This is a genomic window from Streptomyces sp. NPDC056883 (assembly GCF_042788835.1).
GTDB classification, from domain to species: Bacteria; Actinomycetota; Actinomycetes; order Streptomycetales; family Streptomycetaceae; genus Streptomyces; species Streptomyces stoeckheimensis.
In genome coordinates, this window is the sequence record NZ_JBHUBS010000031.1 from 1 (window position 1) to 17663 (window position 17663).

General features: G+C 72.0%; 14 protein-coding genes and 1 pseudogene. 2 read left to right on the forward strand and 13 right to left on the reverse strand.

The window, feature by feature from the left end:
- Nucleotides 1–115: 115 nt before the first annotated feature.
- Nucleotides 116–1303: pseudogene (locus ACFRU2_RS39855) on the reverse strand (chloride channel protein); the annotation flags it as partial.
- A gap of 256 nt (nt 1304–1559) precedes the next feature.
- Between ACFRU2_RS39855 and ACFRU2_RS39860 the strand changes: the two are divergent.
- A complete protein-coding gene (locus ACFRU2_RS39860) occupies nt 1560–2078 on the forward strand; it encodes a DinB family protein (protein WP_382981215.1) in 519 nt (172 codons plus the stop codon).
- A 37-nt stretch (nt 2079–2115) separates the two neighbouring features.
- Here ACFRU2_RS39860 and ACFRU2_RS39865 read toward each other — a convergent pair whose 3' ends face one another.
- Nucleotides 2116–2919 carry an alpha/beta fold hydrolase gene (locus ACFRU2_RS39865; protein ID WP_382981217.1) on the reverse strand — a complete coding sequence of 268 codons (804 nt, stop codon included), beginning with the start codon at nt 2917–2919 and terminating at the stop codon, nt 2116–2118.
- A 384-nt stretch (nt 2920–3303) separates the two neighbouring features.
- Between ACFRU2_RS39865 and ACFRU2_RS39870 the strand changes: the two genes are divergently transcribed.
- The gene (locus ACFRU2_RS39870) at nt 3304–5205 is read left to right on the forward strand and encodes a protein kinase (RefSeq protein WP_382981219.1); all 1902 of its coding nucleotides are present in this window, start codon (nt 3304–3306) and stop codon (nt 5203–5205) included.
- A gap of 76 nt (nt 5206–5281) precedes the next feature.
- Here ACFRU2_RS39870 and gatB read toward each other — a convergent pair whose 3' ends face one another.
- The 11 genes from gatB to ACFRU2_RS39925 all read right to left on the reverse strand — a co-directional run bounded on the left by gatB (nt 5282) and on the right by ACFRU2_RS39925 (nt 17659).
- Nucleotides 5282–6790 carry an Asp-tRNA(Asn)/Glu-tRNA(Gln) amidotransferase subunit GatB gene (gatB, locus tag ACFRU2_RS39875; RefSeq protein ID WP_375946795.1) on the reverse strand — a complete coding sequence of 503 codons (1509 nt, stop codon included), beginning with the start codon at nt 6788–6790 and terminating at the stop codon, nt 5282–5284.
- 15 nt (nt 6791–6805) lie between these two features.
- Entirely contained in the window at nt 6806–7057 is a 252-nt protein-coding gene (locus ACFRU2_RS39880; RefSeq protein ID WP_382981220.1) for a hypothetical protein, read from the reverse strand.
- Complete coding sequence (gatA, locus tag ACFRU2_RS39885) at nt 7054–8553, reverse strand: Asp-tRNA(Asn)/Glu-tRNA(Gln) amidotransferase subunit GatA (protein ID WP_382981222.1); 1500 nt, start codon at nt 8551–8553, stop codon at nt 7054–7056. Before gatA ends, ACFRU2_RS39880 begins: the two co-directional genes overlap by 4 nt.
- Before the next feature lie 5 nt (nt 8554–8558).
- Nucleotides 8559–8855: an Asp-tRNA(Asn)/Glu-tRNA(Gln) amidotransferase subunit GatC gene (gene gatC, locus ACFRU2_RS39890; protein ID WP_007266718.1), complete on the reverse strand. Its 297-nt coding sequence runs from the start codon at nt 8853–8855 to the stop codon at nt 8559–8561.
- Nucleotides 8856–9280: 425 nt separating this feature from the next.
- Nucleotides 9281–9754, reverse strand: a complete 474-nt coding sequence (locus ACFRU2_RS39895; protein ID WP_382981224.1) for a nucleoside 2-deoxyribosyltransferase domain-containing protein — start codon at nt 9752–9754, stop codon at nt 9281–9283.
- Nucleotides 9755–9759: 5 nt separating this feature from the next.
- Complete coding sequence (locus tag ACFRU2_RS39900) at nt 9760–11973, reverse strand: putative bifunctional diguanylate cyclase/phosphodiesterase (RefSeq protein ID WP_382981225.1); 2214 nt, start codon at nt 11971–11973, stop codon at nt 9760–9762.
- 387 nt (nt 11974–12360) lie between these two features.
- Nucleotides 12361–14571, reverse strand: a complete 2211-nt coding sequence (ligA, locus tag ACFRU2_RS39905; protein ID WP_382981226.1) for an NAD-dependent DNA ligase LigA — start codon at nt 14569–14571, stop codon at nt 12361–12363.
- 31 nt (nt 14572–14602) lie between these two features.
- Nucleotides 14603–15598, reverse strand: coding sequence for a methionine synthase (locus ACFRU2_RS39910; RefSeq protein ID WP_382981228.1), 996 nt, complete (start codon nt 15596–15598; stop codon nt 14603–14605).
- Nucleotides 15595–16284 carry an SDR family oxidoreductase gene (locus tag ACFRU2_RS39915; RefSeq protein ID WP_382981229.1) on the reverse strand — a complete coding sequence of 230 codons (690 nt, stop codon included), beginning with the start codon at nt 16282–16284 and terminating at the stop codon, nt 15595–15597. The genes ACFRU2_RS39910 and ACFRU2_RS39915 overlap by 4 nt, the downstream gene beginning before the upstream one ends.
- A 98-nt stretch (nt 16285–16382) precedes the next feature.
- Entirely contained in the window at nt 16383–17312 is a 930-nt protein-coding gene (locus ACFRU2_RS39920; protein WP_382981231.1) for a hypothetical protein, read from the reverse strand.
- Nucleotides 17313–17314: 2 nt separating this feature from the next.
- A complete protein-coding gene (locus tag ACFRU2_RS39925; RefSeq protein WP_382981232.1) occupies nt 17315–17659 on the reverse strand; it encodes a DUF1330 domain-containing protein in 345 nt (114 codons plus the stop codon).
- Nucleotides 17660–17663: the final 4 nt, after the last annotated feature.

Here is a 17663-nt window from a genome sequence, read left to right on the forward strand (position 1 = left end):
AGGGAGCGCCCTTGAGGGACCGGCCCACACCGAAAGGACACTGGACTGCCGGGACGCCCCCCGGAACCCCACGAAGCCAAGGGCCAGCCCGCAGCACAGGCCACTCTCACGCCGCCAGCTCGATCCCTCTCCGGCTCAGCTTCAGCGTGTACACCGTGTCCCTGCTGAGCAGGCGGCTCACGCCCGTTGCCAGGGCCACCGCCAGCATGAAGGGGGCCGTCAGGGTGTACTCGCCGGTCAGTTCCACCATGATGACCACCGCCGTGATCGGGGCGCGGGCGCTGCCTGCGAAGACGGCCGCCATGCCGACCAGGGCGAAGGCGGGGGCGTTGGCCGGGGAGGTCAGCAGGCCGAAGGCGGCGCCGAGGGTGGCGCCGATGAAGAGGGACGGGGCGAAGACTCCGCCCGAGCCGCCGATGCCCATCGTGGTGCTGGTCGCCAGGATCTTGCCCAGCATCAGGAGCAGCAGCAGGCCCAGGGCGTACTTCCCGTGGACCGCGCCCTCCAGGACGGGGTAGCCGACTCCGTACATCTGGGGCAGCGCCAGGAGGATCAGGCCGAGCAGCAGTCCACCCACCGCCGGGCGCAGCCATTCCGGGCCGCGCCACAGCCGGTCGCACAGGTCCTCGGCCGCGTAGAGGAAGCGCGTGAAGCCGATCCCGACGGTTCCGGCGAGGACTCCGAGGGCGGCGAAGAGCAGGTACTGCCCGGGGTGTCCCGCGTGCATCGCCTCCAGGGCCAGGAACGGCCGGTCGCCGAAGACCGCGCGGGCGATGGCGCAGGCCGTGACGGAGGCGAGGGCGAGGTACCCGAAGGTGCGGGAGGACCAGCGGCGGAGGATGAGTTCCATCGCGAACACCGCCCCGGCGAGCGGTGCGTTGAAGGTCGCGGCGATGCCGCCGGCCGCGCCGCAGGCGAGGAGCAGCTTGGTGTGCTCCTCGTTGGACTTCAGCAACCGCCCGAGGGTGGAGCCGAGTGCCGCGCCGATCTGGACGATGGGGCCTTCGCGGCCGACGGAGCCGCCGCCGCCTATACAGAGGGCGGAGGCGAGGGATTTGACGGCGGCGACGCGGCCCTTGATCTGCCCGCCGTTGTGGGCGACGGCCAGCATGACCTCGGGGACCCCGTGCCCCCGGGCCTCGCGGGCGTAGCGGTGGACGAGCGGGCCGTAGACGAGGCCGGCGACGACGGGGGCGAGCAGGACGAAGTACGGCCCGAGCAGGCGCGCGCCGGGGTGGGCGGCGTGGCCGGCGGCCGCGTAGTCGGCGTGGCCGGAGAGCAGCTCCGTCGCGCCGATCACCATCCACCGGAACAGCACGGCTCCGACGCCCGCTCCGATGCCGATGAGCAGCACGGGACCGAGGCTCTTGAGGTGGGAGATGCCGCTGATACCGGCGATACGGGTGGGATGGGTGAGACGAGTAAGACGGGTGGGACGGGTGGGACGGGTGGGACGGGTGGGACTTTGCGGCATATGTTCACTTTAGGAACAAAACACGGGCCGCAGGTAGGGGCGAACGCCTTCCACCCCCCGGGACCAACGGGGCAAGATCTCAGCCATGGCTGCAACAGAATCCGCCGACCGCGTCGGCCCTCCCCTCACCGGGGGCGAGCGCGAGACGCTCCGCGCGTACCTCGACTTCCACCGGGCCACCCTCGCCTGGAAGTGCGAAGGCCTCACCGACGAGGAGCTGCGCCGCCAGTCGTCCCCTCCCTCCACGCTGTCCCTGCTCGGGCTGGTGCGGCACATGGCGGAGGTGGAGCGGCACTGGTTCCGGCGCACTTTCGGCGGGGCGGACGTCCCCCACCTCTGGTCGGACACCCACGACTTCCAGGCCGCCTACGACGCCTCCGGCTCGACCCGCGACGAGGCCTTCACGGCCTGGCGGGCGGAGGTCGAGCACTCCCGCGCGGTGGAGGAGGCCGCCGAGTCCCTCGAGGTGACGGTGCGCGTCGAGAAGTGGGAGGAGGACGCCTCGCTGCGCCTGCTCATGCTGCACATGATCCACGAGTACGCCCGCCACAACGGCCACGCCGACTTCCTCCGCGAAGCCGTCGACGGCGCCACGGGCGCCTGAGGCCGGCACACCCCCTCACCCCTCCCCCCTCACCCCCTCACCCCCGATCCGCAGGCAGCTCCGCCAGGAATCCGGTGATCAACGCCGCCCACTCCTCCGGGAGTTCGGCGAACGGCAGGTGCCCGGTGGCCAGTTCCGCCCACCGGGCACCCGGCAGCACGTCCGCCAGCTCCCGCTGGACCTCCAGCGGTACGAGCCGGTCGGCGGTGGTTGCGATGACGAGCGCGGGTACGTCGAGCCGCGCGAGGTCGGCTCGCAGATCGGCCCCCTTCACGAGTGCGGCGTGGTCCCCGCCGCCGGGCGGGAAGGAGGCCGCAGTGGCTCGTACGGCCTCCTCCACCTGCTCGCCGGTCAGCCCTTCGAGCACCTGCGGGCTGAGGGTGAGCGAGACCAGGAGCCGGGCGAGCAGCTCGCGCTCCCCGCGGCGGGCCAGTTCGGCCCACAGGTCGGTGACGAGTCCGAGCCGATGTCCGGCGCGGGCGAAGCTCGCCGTGAGTACGAGCCCGGTGACCCGCTCCGGGTACCGGGCGGCGAGGCGCACGGCGACGTTCCCGCCGAGTGAATAGCCCAGGACGGCGAACCGCTCCAGCCCCTCGGCGTCGGCGGCGGCGACCAATTCGTCGGCGAGCGCGTCCAGTTCCAGCGGCTGCGTGGCGCGCGGGGTCCCTCCCGTACCCGGATAGTCCACGCCCACGACGGTGTGGCCTTCGGCCAGGACATCGAGGATCGGACCGAAGTTCGACTCGATCGAACCCCCTCCACCATGGGCGAGGAGCAGGCCGGGGCCACCGTTCTCCTTGCGGACGGTGCGGGCATAGGTGCTGGCCAGTGCGGTGCTCACGAGGAGTCCTCCAATTTCCGTAACGATCGCTACAGAAAGAACCGTACACGCTTTAACTAGCGATCGCTACAGAACTCTGGTCTTGGACGGATGCCGCACGGGTCGACGGCGCGTCAGCTCAGCCCCACCCCGGAGCCCCAGATGCCGGTTGAGGGCGGTGGTGAACTGCCGGGCGTCCCGATTGAGGCCCACGTAGCAAGTGCGCCGCAGCAGCGGGTTCTCGCGTACCGCGTCGTGAACGTGCACGAGCTCGATCCGCGCGCAGTCTGCCGGACCGCCTGCCGGGAAGGTCTCGATGGGGGTGCGGAAACCGATTCCCATTGACCCCGCCAACCGACCCACGGGAAACTGTGCATCCATCAAATACTGGGCGCTGGGGGGAAATTGACCAGCCAGAATCTTCACATCGGGCCGGACTCGGCAGCAGACCGCTACCGATTGCTCCGGTCCATCGGGCGCGGCGGGGAGGCCGTGCTCTATCTCGCGGAGATCGAGCTCGCGGGAGGATCCGAGCCCGTCGTCGTGAAGGTGCTCGACTCCAAGACCACGATCACCCCGGACGTCTTCGACCGGATCAGCCAGAAGTGGAACGAGCAGGCCGAACTGCTGCGCTTCGTCCACCGGCCCGGTGTCGTGGGCGTACGGGAGCACTTCGAAGGGCCGCCGATCCACCGGCCCGGGGAGTCCTCGACGCTGACCGGCCGGGCCCTGGTCCTGGTCATGAACCACGTCGACGGACTCGACCTGCGGGACTGGCGGGCCGAGCGGACCCTCACCACGGCCGCCGAGCGGCGCGAGGTGATGCGCACGCTGGAGCAGCTGGCCGACGTACTGGACTGGCTGCACTCCGGGAAGGCGACCCCCTCCGGGCGCCAGGTGATCCACGGTGACCTGTCACCCGGCAACGTCATGGTCGACGCGCACGGGCAGGCCACCCTGGTGGACTTCGGCCTCAGCAAGCTGACCGCCGACCACCAGACGGCCGAGGTGTGGTTCACCCAGGGTTACGCGGCGCCGGAGGTCTTCGAGGGCAAGCGGACCCCGGGCGCGGACCGGTACGCCTTCGGGGCCATCGCGTACTTCCTGCTGAGCGGGGAGTCCCCGCCCTCGACGCCCGAACTGCTGGCGGGGGCCCTCGTACGGCTGCCGCAGTTCGCGGTACTGGACGCCGAGCAGCGGGCGCGGATCGCCTCCATCTACGCCGCCGACCCGCTGAAGCGGCCGGTGAACCTGGCGAGCTGGATGAAGGACATCCGCCGCGCGGTGGTGTCCACGACCACGTCCACCTCCCAGCGGGTGGTCCAGGACGCGCCGCCGGTGCCGGCCGCGCCCCCCGCCGCTCCCCCGGTCCCGGCGGCGGCCCCGCCGAAGCCGGTGGCTCCGCCCCAGCAGCCGCCGGCGGCGCCGATGGCGTCCCCGGCCGTCCCGGCGCACCCCCCGGCGCAGCCGGTGCAGCCGGTGCACACCCCGCCACCCGCCCAGCCCGTGTACACGCCCCCGCCCACCGAGCCGGTCTACACCCCGCCCCCGGTCCAGTCGAGCGTGCCGCCGGGGTACGGACCTGCGCCCACGGTCGTCTCCGCCACGGAACCGGCACCGGCACCGCCCCCGCGCAAGAAGCGGCGTACCGGGCTCGTGCTCGGGGCGGTGCTCGCGGTGCTGGTGGTGGCCGCCGGTGCGGTGGTCGGCGTCAAGCTCCTGGGCGCCAAGGACGGGGACGACTCGAAGACGGCGGCCGGCGGGGACAAGTCGGTCTCCGCGTCCGCGTCCGCGTCCGCCTCCGAGAGCCCGACCCCGACGCCCAGCTCCGCAGAACCCTCGGCGTCGGCCTCGGACGAGCCGACGGCCCAGCCCACCGCGGCCGGTTCCGAGCCCCCGTCGGGGGTGGCGCCGGGCGTGAAGGCGGCCGATCTGACCGTCATGGCCCCGGTGAAGGACCTGGACGAGTTCAAGGTCGGGCCCGCCAAGATCAACACCAAGCAGTACGGAGCCGCGTTCATCAAGGAACGCAGTTGCGACTACGAGTCCTTGGTGGAGTTCGACCTCAACCGGGCCTGGAAGACCCTGGAGTTCACCGCGGGGATCGACGACGGCTCGGTGAAGGAGAAGGGCCGGGTCAGCATCTCGCTCGACGGCCAGCCCGCCGCCTTCTCCGAACTCGTTGAACTGGGCAAGCCGATCACCCACACGTTGGACGTGAGCGGCGCCCTGCGACTGCGCATCAAGGTGGACAAGGGCTGCGACTACGGCACGGTCGTCATCGCCGCCCCGCAGCTCAAGCGGTAGCCCCGGAGGGAACGCGGCGGCCCCGCACCGGAGATCCGGTGCGGGGCCGCCGCGTACGTACGGGGTACGGGTACGCCTACTCCGAGACGCCCAGGCGCTCCAGGATGAGCTCCTTGACGCGGGCCGCGTCGGCCTGGCCGCGGGTGGTCTTCATGACCGCTCCGACCAGGGCGCCGACGGCGGCGATCTTGCCGCCGCGGATCTTGTCGGCGATGCCCGCGTTGCCCGCGATGGCCTCGTCCACGGCCGCGCCGAGCGCGCCCTCGTCCGAGACGACCTTCAGGCCGCGCTTCTCGACGACCTCGTCCGGGGTGCCCTCGCCGGCGAGGACGCCTTCGAGGACCTGGCGGGCCAGCTTGTCGTTGAGCTCACCGGCCGCCACCAGGGCCGCGACGCGCGCGACCTGGACGGGGGTGATGGGCAGCTCGTCGACGACGACGCCCTGCTCGTTGGCGTTGCGCGCCAGCTCGCCCATCCACCACTTGCGGGCGGCGGTCGAGTCGGCGCCGGCCTCGATGGTGGCGACGATGGAGTCCACCGCACCGGCGTTGAGGATCGACTGCATGTCGTGCTCGTTGATCCCCCACTCCTGGAGGAGGCGGTTGCGGCGCACGCGCGGCATCTCCGGCAGGCCGGAGCGCAGCTCCTCGACCCAGGTGCGGGCCGGGGCGATCGGGACCAGGTCGGGCTCCGGGAAGTACCGGTAGTCCTCGGCGTTGTCCTTGATGCGGCCGGCCGTGGTGGAGCCGTCCTCCTCGTGGAAGTGCCGGGTCTCCTGCACGATCGAGCCGCCGGAGGAGAGCACCGCCGCGTGGCGCTGGATCTCGAAGCGGGCCGCGCGCTCGACGGAGCGCAGCGAGTTGACGTTCTTCGTCTCGCTGCGGGTGCCGAACTCGGACTCGGGGGTCGGGCGCAGCGACAGGTTGACGTCGCAGCGCATCTGGCCCTTGTCCATGCGGGCCTCGGAGACGCCGAGCGCCTTGATGACCTCGCGCAGCTCGGCGACGTACGCCTTGGCCACCTCGGGGGCGCGCTCGCCGGCGCCCTCGATCGGCTTGGTGACGATCTCGATGAGGGGGATGCCGGCGCGGTTGTAGTCCAGCAGCGAGTGGGACGCGCCGTGGATGCGACCGGTGGCGCCGCCGACGTGCAGCGACTTGCCGGTGTCCTCCTCCATGTGGGCGCGCTCGATCTCCACGCGGAAGATCTCGCCGTCCTCCAGCTGCACGTCGAGGAAGCCGTTGAAGGCGATCGGCTCGTCGTACTGGGAGGTCTGGAAGTTCTTCGGCATGTCCGGGTAGAAGTAGTTCTTCCGGGCGAAGCGGCACCACTCGGCGATCTCGCAGTTCAGCGCGAGACCGATCTTGATGGCGGACTCGATGCCGATCTCGTTGACCACCGGCAGCGCGCCGGGCAGTCCGAGGCAGACCGGGCAGGTCTGCGAGTTGGGCTCGGCGCCCAGCTCGGTCGAGCAGCCGCAGAACATCTTGGTCTTCGTGCCGAGCTCGACATGGACCTCCAGGCCCATGACGGGGTCGTACGACGCGAGGGCGTCCTCGTACGACAGCAGTTCGGTGACAGTCACAGTGGAAATTCCCTCTCAGCCCAGCAGGACGTCGTCGTCGCCGAGACGCTTCAGTTCGCGGTAAAGGATCGCGAGGCCGGTGACGATGGCGGCGGCGGACACGACGGCGTCGATCAGCTTCAGCGTGTCGTGCTCGCTGCGGGCCTTCTTGGCCTGCTTGACCACGCTGAAGGCACCGAAAGCGGTGGTGCCGATCGACAGGTACGTACCGGACTTGGACTTCTTGAAGCCCTTGGCCTTGGACAGCGCACTCGTATTGGAACTCACAGCGACGGAGCCTCCTCAAGCAGCGGGTGGCCCCAGCGCTCGACGAAGGCGGCCTCGACTGCGGCACCCACCTTGTACAGGCGGTCGTCCTTCATCGCCGGGGCGATGATCTGGAGCCCGACCGGCAGACCGTCCTCCGGGGCCAGGCCGCAGGGCAGCGACATGGCGGAGTTGCCGGCCAGGTTGGTCGGGATGGTGCACAGGTCCGCGAGGTACATGGCCAGCGGGTCGTCCGTGCGCTCGCCGATCGCGAAGGCGGTGGTGGGCGTGGTCGGGGAGACGATCACGTCGACCTGCTCGAAGGCCTTCTCGAAGTCCCGCGTGATGAGCGTGCGGACCTTCTGGGCGGAGCCGTAGTACGCGTCGTAGTAGCCGGAGCTGAGCGCGTACGTACCGAGGATGATGCGGCGCTTGACCTCGTCGCCGAAACCGGCTTCGCGGGTCAGGGCGGTGACGTCCTCGGCGGACTTGGTGCCGTCGTCGCCGACGCGCAGGCCGTAGCGCATGGCGTCGAAGCGGGCCAGGTTCGAGGAGCATTCGGACGGCGCGATGAGGTAGTACGCGGCCATCGCGAGGTCGAAGGACGGGCAGTCCAGCTCCACGATCTCGGCGCCGAGCTCCTTGAGGAGGGCGACGGACTCGTTGAAGCGCTGGACGACGCCGGCCTGGTAGCCCTCGCCGGCGAACTGCTTGACGACGCCGACGCGCATGCCGGCGACGGAGCCGTTGCGGGCCGCCTCGACGACCGGCGGGACCGGGGCGTCGATGGACGTGGAGTCCATCGGGTCGTGACCGGCGATGACCTCGTGGAGGAGGGCCGCGTCCAGGACCGTACGGGCGCAGGGACCGCCCTGGTCGAGGGAGGAGGAGAAGGCCACCATGCCGTAGCGGGAGACGCCGCCGTAGGTGGGCTTCACGCCGACGGTGCCGGTGAGGGCGGCGGGCTGGCGGATGGAACCGCCGGTGTCCGTGCCGATGGCCAGCGGCGCCTGGAAGGCGGCCAGCGCGGCCGCGGAGCCGCCGCCGGAGCCGCCGGGGACCCGGGCGAGGTCCCAGGGGTTGCCGGTGGGTCCGTAGGCGCTGTTCTCGGTGGAGGACCCCATGGCGAACTCGTCCATGTTGGTCTTGCCGAGGATGACGACGTCGGCTTCCTTCAGCTTGCGCGTCAGGGTGGCGTCGTACGGCGGGATCCAGCCTTCGAGGATCTTCGAACCGACGGTGGTGGGGATCCCGACGGTGGTGAAGATGTCCTTGAGGGCGAGCGGTACGCCGGCCAGCGGGCCGAGCTCCTCGCCGCGCTCGCGCTTGGCGTCGACGGCGGCCGCCTGGGCCAGCGCGCCCTCGCGGTCGACGTGCAGGAAGGCGTTGACCTTCTCGTCGGTCGCCCCGATACGGGCCAGGTGGGCCTCGGTGACCTCGACGGCCGTGAGCTCGCCGGAGGCGATCTTCTCGGCGGTCTGGGCGGCCGTGAGCTTGATGATGTTGATGTCAGCCATGGTGATTAGTCCTCCCCCAGGATCTGCGGCACCTTGAAACGCTGCTGCTCCTGGGCGGGAGCGCCGGAAAGCGCCTGCTCGGGGGTGAGCGACGGACGGACCTCGTCCGCGCGCATGACGTTCGTCAGCGGCAGCGGGTGGGAGGTCGGCGGGACGTCTTGGTCGGCGACCTCGGAAACGCGGGCGACCGCGCCGATGATGTCGTCGAGCTGTCCAGCGAAGTGGTCGAGCTCTTCGCTCTTCAGCTCCAGACGTGCCAGCCGAGCGAGGTGGGCGACCTCCTCGCGCGTGATGCCAGGCATGCAGCGATCCTCTGGGGGTGGTGAGTGTGTAGGTTTCGGGCCCAATCCTATGGGGCCCGGCCCCCGCCCGGCGCCCCGGTTTACCCCCGGGGCGGTACGAAGCCCCCGCGCGGGCCGATTCCTCCCCCGGCGGGGCCGCCTGCTGCGGCTTGCGCGGAGCACGCCCCGCCCCCGGCTGCGGGCGTGCCGCTGCGCGGGGCGGAGTCCCCTACCCGCCCTTCGCCCGTTCCCCGGGCTGCGCCCGGACCCCTCCTGGGGCTCCGCCCCAGACCCCGCGCCTCAAACGCCGGCGGGGCTGGAATTGCCCTGCGGGCAATCCAGCCCCAGCCACATCCAGCCTCTCCGGCGTTTGAGGAGCGGGGTCCGGGGCGGAGCCCCGGGGAACGGTGGAAGGGCGGGTAGGGGACAGCCCCGCAGGGGATCCGTCAGGTGCGGCCGGCAGGTCCGGCGGTCAGCTCGGTGCGGGCCGCGGTCACCGTTTCGGGGAGGGTGGCGTGGACCGTGAGGTCCGGGCGGGAGAGGGACAGCTGCGTGACGACGTCCGCCCGCCGGGGGTAGCCCGGGTCCGCGCCGACGACCAGCCGGCGTCCTGGGGTGGCCGCGGCCGCGCCGAGTTCGTACAGGGTGATCGGCTGGACCGTGAGGGACGCATCGCACGCGGGGAACCAGAAGAGAGTGAGGTCCGCCCGCAGCAGGTGCGCGTACTCCCACGCGATCTGGACGTCCGTCTGCGAGGGGTCGGACACGTCGAAGTCGGTCCGCCGCGGGTTGAGCACGACGAAGTCGGCCAGCCCCCGCGCCGCCTCCGGCTGCCAGCGCGGGCAGTGCGTGATCCCGCCCGCGAGGAAGACCGACGGCGGATCCCCGGGCGCGGGCCGGTGCACCGCCGGCGCTTCCACGTACCTCACTGGGACTGCGCCGCCGCGGCCGCCGTCTGCGCCGCGGCCTCCGCGGCCAGCTCCGCCGTGATGTCCGCCGGCCGCCGCCAGCCGCGTTCGCCGCGGGCCAGCAGCCAGGCCGTCGCCTCCTGCGGAGGCATCGCGGCGGCGACCAGCCAGCCCTGGACGGCATCGCAGCCCAGGTCCCGGAGCCGCTCCCAGGTCTCGTCGTCCTCGACGCCCTCCGCGACGACCAGCAGGCCGAGGGAGTGGGCGAGGTCCACCGTGCAGCGGACGATCTCCGCGTCCTGGGCGTCGACCGCGAGCCGCGCCACGAACGACCGGTCGATCTTCAGCTCGCTGACCGGCAGCCGCCGCAGGTGGACGAGGGAGGAGTAGCCCGTGCCGAAGTCGTCCAGGGACATCTTCACGCCGTGGCCGGTCAGCCCGGCCATGGTGTCGGCGGCCCGCTGCGGGTCCTCCAGCAGGACGTGTTCCGTTATCTCCAGCTGGAGCCCGCTCGCCGGGACCCCGTGCCGGGCGAGCCGCGCGGCCACGGCTCCCGCGAAGCCGGGGGTGTGGACGTCGCGCGGCGACACGTTGACGGCGACCGGGACCTTGAGGCCCTGGGCCCGCCACCGGGCGACCTGCGCGAGCGCGGTCTCCAGTACGTACTCCGTCAGGTGCGGCATCAGCCCGGAGGTCTCCGCGATCGCGATGAACTCGTCCGGCGGGACCCGCCCGCGTTCCGGGTGCACCCAGCGCACCAGTGCTTCCAGCCCGGCGACCTTGCCGTCGAACCGGACCTTCGGCTGGTAGTGCAGCTCCACCTCGCCCGCGTCCAGCGCCCTGCGCAGGTCACCCAGCAGGCCGAGCCGGTCGGGGGTGTTGCTGTCGCGCTTGGACTCGTAGACCTCGACTCCGGTCCGGTCCCGCTTCGCCTGGTACATGGCGACGTCGGCGCGGCGCAGCAGTCCCTCCGCGTCCAGCGCGTGGTCTGGGAAGACGGCGAGGCCGGCGCTGGCCTCCAGGACCAGGGTCAGGCCGTCCAGGTCGAGGGGGGAGCTGAGTTCGGCGACCAGGTTGCGGGCGACCCGCTGGGCGCTGGTGGTCGAGTCGGTGAAGGGGAGGAGGACGGCGAACTCGTCGCCGCCGAGGCGGGCCGCCTCCGCGTCCTGGGGCAGGGCCTGGCGCAGCCGGTCCGCTATCTGCAGGAGCAGCCGGTCGCCGGCGAGGTGGCCGAGGGTGTCGTTGACCGCCCGGAAGCGGTCGAGGTCGATCAGGACCAGCGCCGCGCGGGTGCCCGTGCGTTCAGCCTGGTCGAGCGCGCTCCAGGCGCGCTCGAGCAGCCACTGCCGGTTCGGCAGCCCGGTGAGCGGGTCCCGCAGCTGCTCCTCGGCGCGGGCCCGGGCGATCCACAGGGTGGAGTCCAGGGCGATCAGCGGTACGGCGAACAGCGGCAGCAGCACCGGCTGCGATTCGGCGACCACGCAGATCAGCGGGGCGATGCCGAGGAGCGCGACGGCGACCAGGGCCTGGCGCAGCAGCGCGGTACGGGCGACCGTGGGCAGTCCCCCGCCGCTCGGGGCGAGGGCGAGCCACAGCAGGACGCGGGTGACGAGCAGGTAGGCGAGGGCGACGAGGATGACCTCGGGGACCGCGTCGAGCTCCCAGCCGGTGGGCCGCCAGGGGCGCTCGACGGAGGGCGACTCCCCGAAGGCGGCGAGGACGAGGGCTCCCGCGCCGATGCCGAGGATGTCGGTGGCTCCGTGCAGCAGGCCCTGGCGCCAGCGGTGCCTGCGGGCGGCGCCGACGAGGGAGACCACGGCGAGGGAGACCAGGCCTGCGGGGACCCATCCGTAGAGGATGAGGACGCCGAGGGTGAGGGCCGCACCCGATCCGGTGCCGCCCCACCAGCGGTCGCGGCCGAGGGCGACGAGGTGGCCGACGATGATGCCGGTGAGCAGGGCGAGCGCCCAGCCGACCGGACCGCCGGGGAACAGGGCGTGACGGCCGGTCAGTGCGGTGATGACGCCGACGCCGAGCAGGACGGCGGCGAGACCCACGACGGCGAAGGGCAGCGCGGCGTGCCGGCCCGCCCTCCCGCCCGCGCCCACTGCGGTGTCGAGCGCGCGCGATTGCGGTGTCCTGGATCCCAGGAGACCGAGCCGGCCCGTCCGCATGGACGGGAACTCCCCGCCGAAATCTGGTGACGGGTCGGCGCTTTCGGTGGGTTTCATGCCCGTCCCTCTCACAGCCGGCGATGCCGATGCCACGCGATGGCCCCGATGTCATGCCATCACGGCTGGAAGCGCGTCAAGCAGCCGTGCACGACAGGCGCACCCCTCAACAGTAGGACGCGGGAGGCGCCCAGGGGCAGCGGTCGGCGGCGGTTGCCCGAATACGACCCAGCCATCCTCATCAGTACGGTATCCGCCGAACGGGTGAGTTTGGACCAGGCCCCCCGGTCGCCCGTCCGATGATCCGACAGGTCGGGGGCCCGCCACCAGCCTTGTACCGGCCTCGCATGGGCCCGGTACCGGCCGTGCGGCGCCGGGCGCCACCGCCGGGCGCGCCCGGCGCGCGCCCGCTCGTACGGCCGGACGCCACGCATCCGTTCCCCTTCGCTACTCCGCTTCGGCGTTGCCGTCCACCGGGAGCGCGGCCTCGCGCGCGGCGTCGGGGCCCTCCTCGAGCAGGACGGCGAATCCGGCGTCGTCGAGGATGGAGAGCTTCAACTGCACTGCCTTGTCGTACTTCGAGCCGGGGTTGTCGCCGACGACGACGAAGGAGGTCTTCTTCGAGACGGACCCGGTCACCTTGGCGCCGCGGCTCTGCAGGGCCTCCTTCGCGCCGTCCCGCGTGTGGCTCTGCAAAGTCCCGGTGACGACGACGGTCAGCCCCTCCAGCGGGCGCGGCCCCTCGTCCTCGCCGGAACCTTCCTCCTCCATCCGGACACCGGCCGCCCGCCACTTGCGCAGGATCTCCTGGTGCCAGTCGACGGCGAACCACTCCTTGAGGGAGGCTGCGATGATCGCGCCGACCCCGTCGGTGGCGGCCAGTTCCTCCTCGGTCGCCTGCTCGATCCGCTCGATGGAGCGGAACTCGCGGGCCAGCGCCTCCGCGGCGACCGGTCCGACGTGGCGGATCGACAGGCCGTTGATGATGCGGGCCAGGGGGCGGTCCTTGGCGGCGGCGATGTTCTCGAGCATCGACAGGGCGTTCTTCTTCGGCTCGCCCTTCTGGTTCGCGAAGACCGTGACGATCTTCTCCTCGCCCGTCTTCGGGTCCCGCTTGGGCAGCCCGCTGTCCGGGTCGAGCACGTACGCCTTGATGGGCAGGAGCTGCTCGATGGTGAGGTCGAAGAGGTCGCCCTCGTCCCGCAGCGGCGGCTCGGACGGCTCCAGCGGGTGGGTGAGCGCGGCCGCGGCGACCGCGCCGAAGTTCTCGATGTCCAGGCACTGACGGCCGCCGAGGTAGAAGAGCCGCTCGCGCAACTGGGCGGGACAGGTCTGCCCGTTGGGGCAGCGCAGGTCGATGTCGCCCTCCTTCATCGGCCGCAGCGCCGTCCCGCACTCGGGGCACTCGGCGGGCATGACGAACTCCCGCTCGCTGCCGTCCCGCAGGTCGACCACCGGCCCGAGGATCTCGGGGATGACGTCGCCGGCCTTGCGCAGCACGACCGTGTCCCCGATGAGCACGCCCTTGGCCTTGACGACCTCCTGGTTGTGCAGGGTCGCGAACTCGACCTCGGAGCCCGCCACCGTCACCGGCTCCACCTGGGCGTACGGGGTCACGCGCCCGGTGCGGCCCACGCCGACCTTGATGTCGATCAGCTTGGAGTTGACCTCCTCGGGCGCGTACTTCCAGGCGATGGCCCAGCGCGGGGCGCGCGCGGTGGAACCGAGCCGGCCCTGGAGGGAGATCTCGTCGAGCTTGACGACGACGCCGTCGATCTCGTGCTCCACCGAGTGGCGGTTCTCGCCGAAGTACGCGATGAACTCCCGGACCTCGGCGAGCGTGGAGACCACCTTGTTGTGCTGGGCGGTGGGCAGGCCCCACTCGTGGAGCAGCTCGTAGGCCTGCGACTGGCAGTCGATCTCGAAGCCCTCGCGGGCGCCGATGCCGTGCACGACCATGTGCAGCGGGCGGCTCGCGGTGACCTTCGGGTCCTTCTGGCGCAGTGAACCGGCGGCCGCGTTGCGCGGGTTGGCGAAGGGCTTGCCCTCGGCTTCGACGAGCCGGGCGTTGAGCTCCTCGAACTTCTCCATCGGGAAGTAGACCTCGCCGCGGATCTCGACCAGGGCGGGGATGCGGTCGCCCTTCAGCCGGTCGGGGATGTCGGCGATGGTGCGGACGTTGGGCGTGATGTCCTCGCCCGTGCGGCCGTCGCCGCGGGTGGCGGCGCGGGTCAGGCGGCCGTTCTCGTAGGTGAGGTTGACGGCGAGGCCGTCCACCTTCAGCTCGCACAGGTAGTGGTAGTCGGAGGTGTTGGCGTCCCGGGCCACGCGCTCGGCCCAGGCCGCCAGTTCCTCGTCGTCGAAGGCGTTGTCGAGGGAGAGCATCCGCTCGCGGTGCTCCACGGAGGCGAAGTCCGTCTCGTACGCCCCGGCCACCTTCTGGGTGGGCGAATCGGGCGTGCGCAGCTCCGGGTACTGCTCCTCCAGCGCTTCCAGCGAGCGCAGCAGCTTGTCGAACTCGGCGTCGCTGACGACCGGCTGGTCGTTCACGTAGTACCGGAAGCGGTGCTCCTCGACCTGCTCGGCGATCAGCGCGTGCTGCTCGCGCAGTGCCGCCGGTACGGCCGATTCGCTGCCCTGCTTCTGTTCGGCTGCCATGCCGTGTCCTCCCGTGACCCGTCTCGATCCATCACTCAGGGTTGTCGGCGAGCGACCTCGCCGCCCTGACGCAGTGCGCCTGAACCGCCCGTGCGTAGGCGGGCGAAGCACCCGCCAGGCCGCACGTCGGGGTGACCACGACGGACTCCGCCAGAGTCCCCGGGGACAGCCCCAGCCTGCGCCAGAGCTTCCTGACACCCATGACGCTACCGCCCGGGTCTGACAACGGGCCGTCGGTCCCGGGCACCACTCCGGCGAAGAGTTTGGTACCCGCTTCGACGGCTTCCCCGATGGCGTCATCCTCGCGCTCGGTGAGCAAGGAGAAATCGAACGACACGCCCGAGACCCCGGCGCGTCGCAGCAGTGCGAAGGGCACTTCGGGGGCGCAGGAGTGGACGATGACCTCTCCGTCGTGGACGGCGAACAGCTCGCGCAGGGTCCCTTCGACGACCTGCCGGTCGACGGCGCGGTACGTGCGGTAGCCGCTGGCGGAGCGCACCCGGCCCAGCAGTACGGCCGTCAGCGAGGGCTCGTCGTACTGGAGGACGATCTCGGCGCCGGGGATCCGCTTGCGCACGTCGGCCAGGTGCTCGCGCACGCCCTCGGCGAGGGAGCCGGCGAGGTCCCGGCAGGCGCCCGGGTCCTGGAGCATGGCCTCGCCGCCGTGCAGTTCCAGGGCGGAGGCCAGCGTCCACGGCCCGACGGCCTGGACCTTGAGCCGGCCCTCGTACCCCTGGGTGAACTCCTCCAGGGCGTCCAGGTCCTCGCCGAGCCAGGAGCGGGCCCGCTTGCTGTCGCGGCCGGGGCGGTCGCTGATCCGCCAGCCGCTGGGCTCGACGTGCGCGTACATGTCCACGAGCAGCCCGAGGGAACGGCCGAGCATGTCCGCGCCGGGGCCGCGGGCGGGCAGCTCGGCGAGGTACGGGAACTCCTCGAAGGAGCCGGTGACCGTCTTGGCGGCTTCGCGGGCGTCGCCGCCGGGGAGCGAGCCGACCCCGGTGGCCCCGCCGGTGGGGCCCGTGCTCATCGTCCGGGCCTGACGGTGAGATCGCTGACCACGGCGTCGCGGGGCAGGTCGACGGCCATCACGATGGTGGTCGCGACGGACTCGGCGTCGATCCAGTCGGCGGCGTCGTAGGACTCGCCCTCCTGGGAACGGACCTTCATCTGCATCGGCGTGGCGGTGCGGCCGGGGTAGACGGAGGTAACGCGGATGCCGTTCTCCTTCTCCTCCGCCCGGAGCGAGTCGGCGAGGGCCTTGAGCCCGTGCTTGGAGGCGGCGTACGCGCTCCAGTCGGCGTGGGCGGCGAGCCCGGCGCCGGAGTTCACGAAGACGACGGTGGCGTGGGAGGCGCGCAGGGTGGGCAGCAGGAGCCGGGTGACCTCGGCGGGGGCGATCAGGTTGACGTTGAGCTGCTGGTGCCAGGTCTTGGGGCGCAGCTCCCCCACCGGGCCGAGGTCCACGACGCCGGCGATGTGCAGGAGCGAGTCGATCCGCTCCGGGATCGCCTGCTTGGAGAAGGCCCACGACAGCCGGTCGGGGTCGGCGAGGTCCCCGACGAGCGCGCTGGACCCGGGGTACCGGTCGGTGAGCTGCCGGGCACGGGCGGCGTCGCGGGCAAGAAGGACGAGCTGGTCGCCACGGGCGTGCAGCCGGTCCGCAACGGCTTTGCCGATGCCGGATCCGGCACCGGTGATCAGGTGAGTAGCCATGCCGCCATGCTCGCACCCCGGCCCGTCCCTCCACCCCACGGCCTCGAACGCCGACGGGGATGGCAGGAACATCCAGCAGGAACGACGGCCCGGCCGCGTCAGAGGGTCGAGGTGTGGGCCCGGATGATCGCCTCGCGCGCCTCTGCCGCATGGGTGGCCGGGAGCGGCGGGGCCAGGCCCCGGCCGACCAGGGCCTGGGGAGCGGCGGCGCGGACCGCTGCGCGGACGTCGCGGCGGGCTCCGGCCCAGCGGGCCAGGGCGGCGTCACGTACCTCCGCCAGGGCCGCCACCCGGTCCGGCTCCCGCACGTCCAGCACCGGAGCCCGCCGCACGTGCTCCGCCCAGCGGTCCTCCCAGAACTCCACGGTCCACCCCGGCCACCGCTCGCCCACCTCCGCCAGCCCCGGCTGGCGGGTGGTGTGCCACCACCCCACGCGCCGCAGCCGCGGGTCCACGTGGACCCCGCCCTCGCAGGCCCCCGAGTACCCCGCGCGCGCCGGCTCCCCCGCCAGCCGCTCCAGCAGGGCCGGGCCCTCGTCCACGGGGTGGTCGCCGAGCATCGCCAGCACGTGGCAGCGCCCGCCCACCGTGACGACCAGCACCGACGGGTCGGGCTCGGCGAGCTCCGGATCGCCCGGCTCCAGCACCGGGCTGTCGGTCGCCCTGCTCCGGTACGTGCAGGGCTCCGCGCCGACGTATGCGCGCAGGCCGCGCTGGCCGTCGTACAGCCATCGCACCCGCCAGCCGGGCCAGGCGAGCCGCAGCAGCTCGCATGCCGCCGCCCGGGTGCGCGTGGAGGCGAAGACGCCTTCCCAGGCGAACACCAGCAGGACCTTCGCGTCCACGTCGACCAGGGCGCCCGCTTCACACACCTCGTCGTCGTACCAAGGGCCGGCCGCTTCTCCATGGGCCTCGGCGAACGGGACGAACGCCCGCGGCCCGGCGAGGAGGTCGAGGTCCAGGCCGACGGCACCGAAGGAGGACTCGTAGCGTCGGCGGCCGATGAGGAAGGTGGCCCGGTCCGCCATGGTCAGAGGCCCGCGGCTTCGCGGAGGGTTGCGGCGGTTTTCGAGGCGTCGTAGTCCGTGGGGACGCCGTCGACGAGGATGATGTCGCCCGCGATGTGGTCGGCGCGGAGCGGGATCAGGGCCTGGTAGGGCTCCGAGGCGTACCAGCCGCGGGCGCTGTCCAGGTCGGGGAAGCCGATCAGCACGATCGTGCCGGGCCAGGTGCCCTCCATGACCTCCACCTGGCGGCCGTGGACGAGGAAGCGGCCCTCGAAGGGGTCCATGGTGGCCTGGATCTCCTCGATGTAGCGGAGGATGTCCTCGTTCATGGTCTCGGGGCGTATGTGGCCGATGGCGTAAGCGGTCATCTCG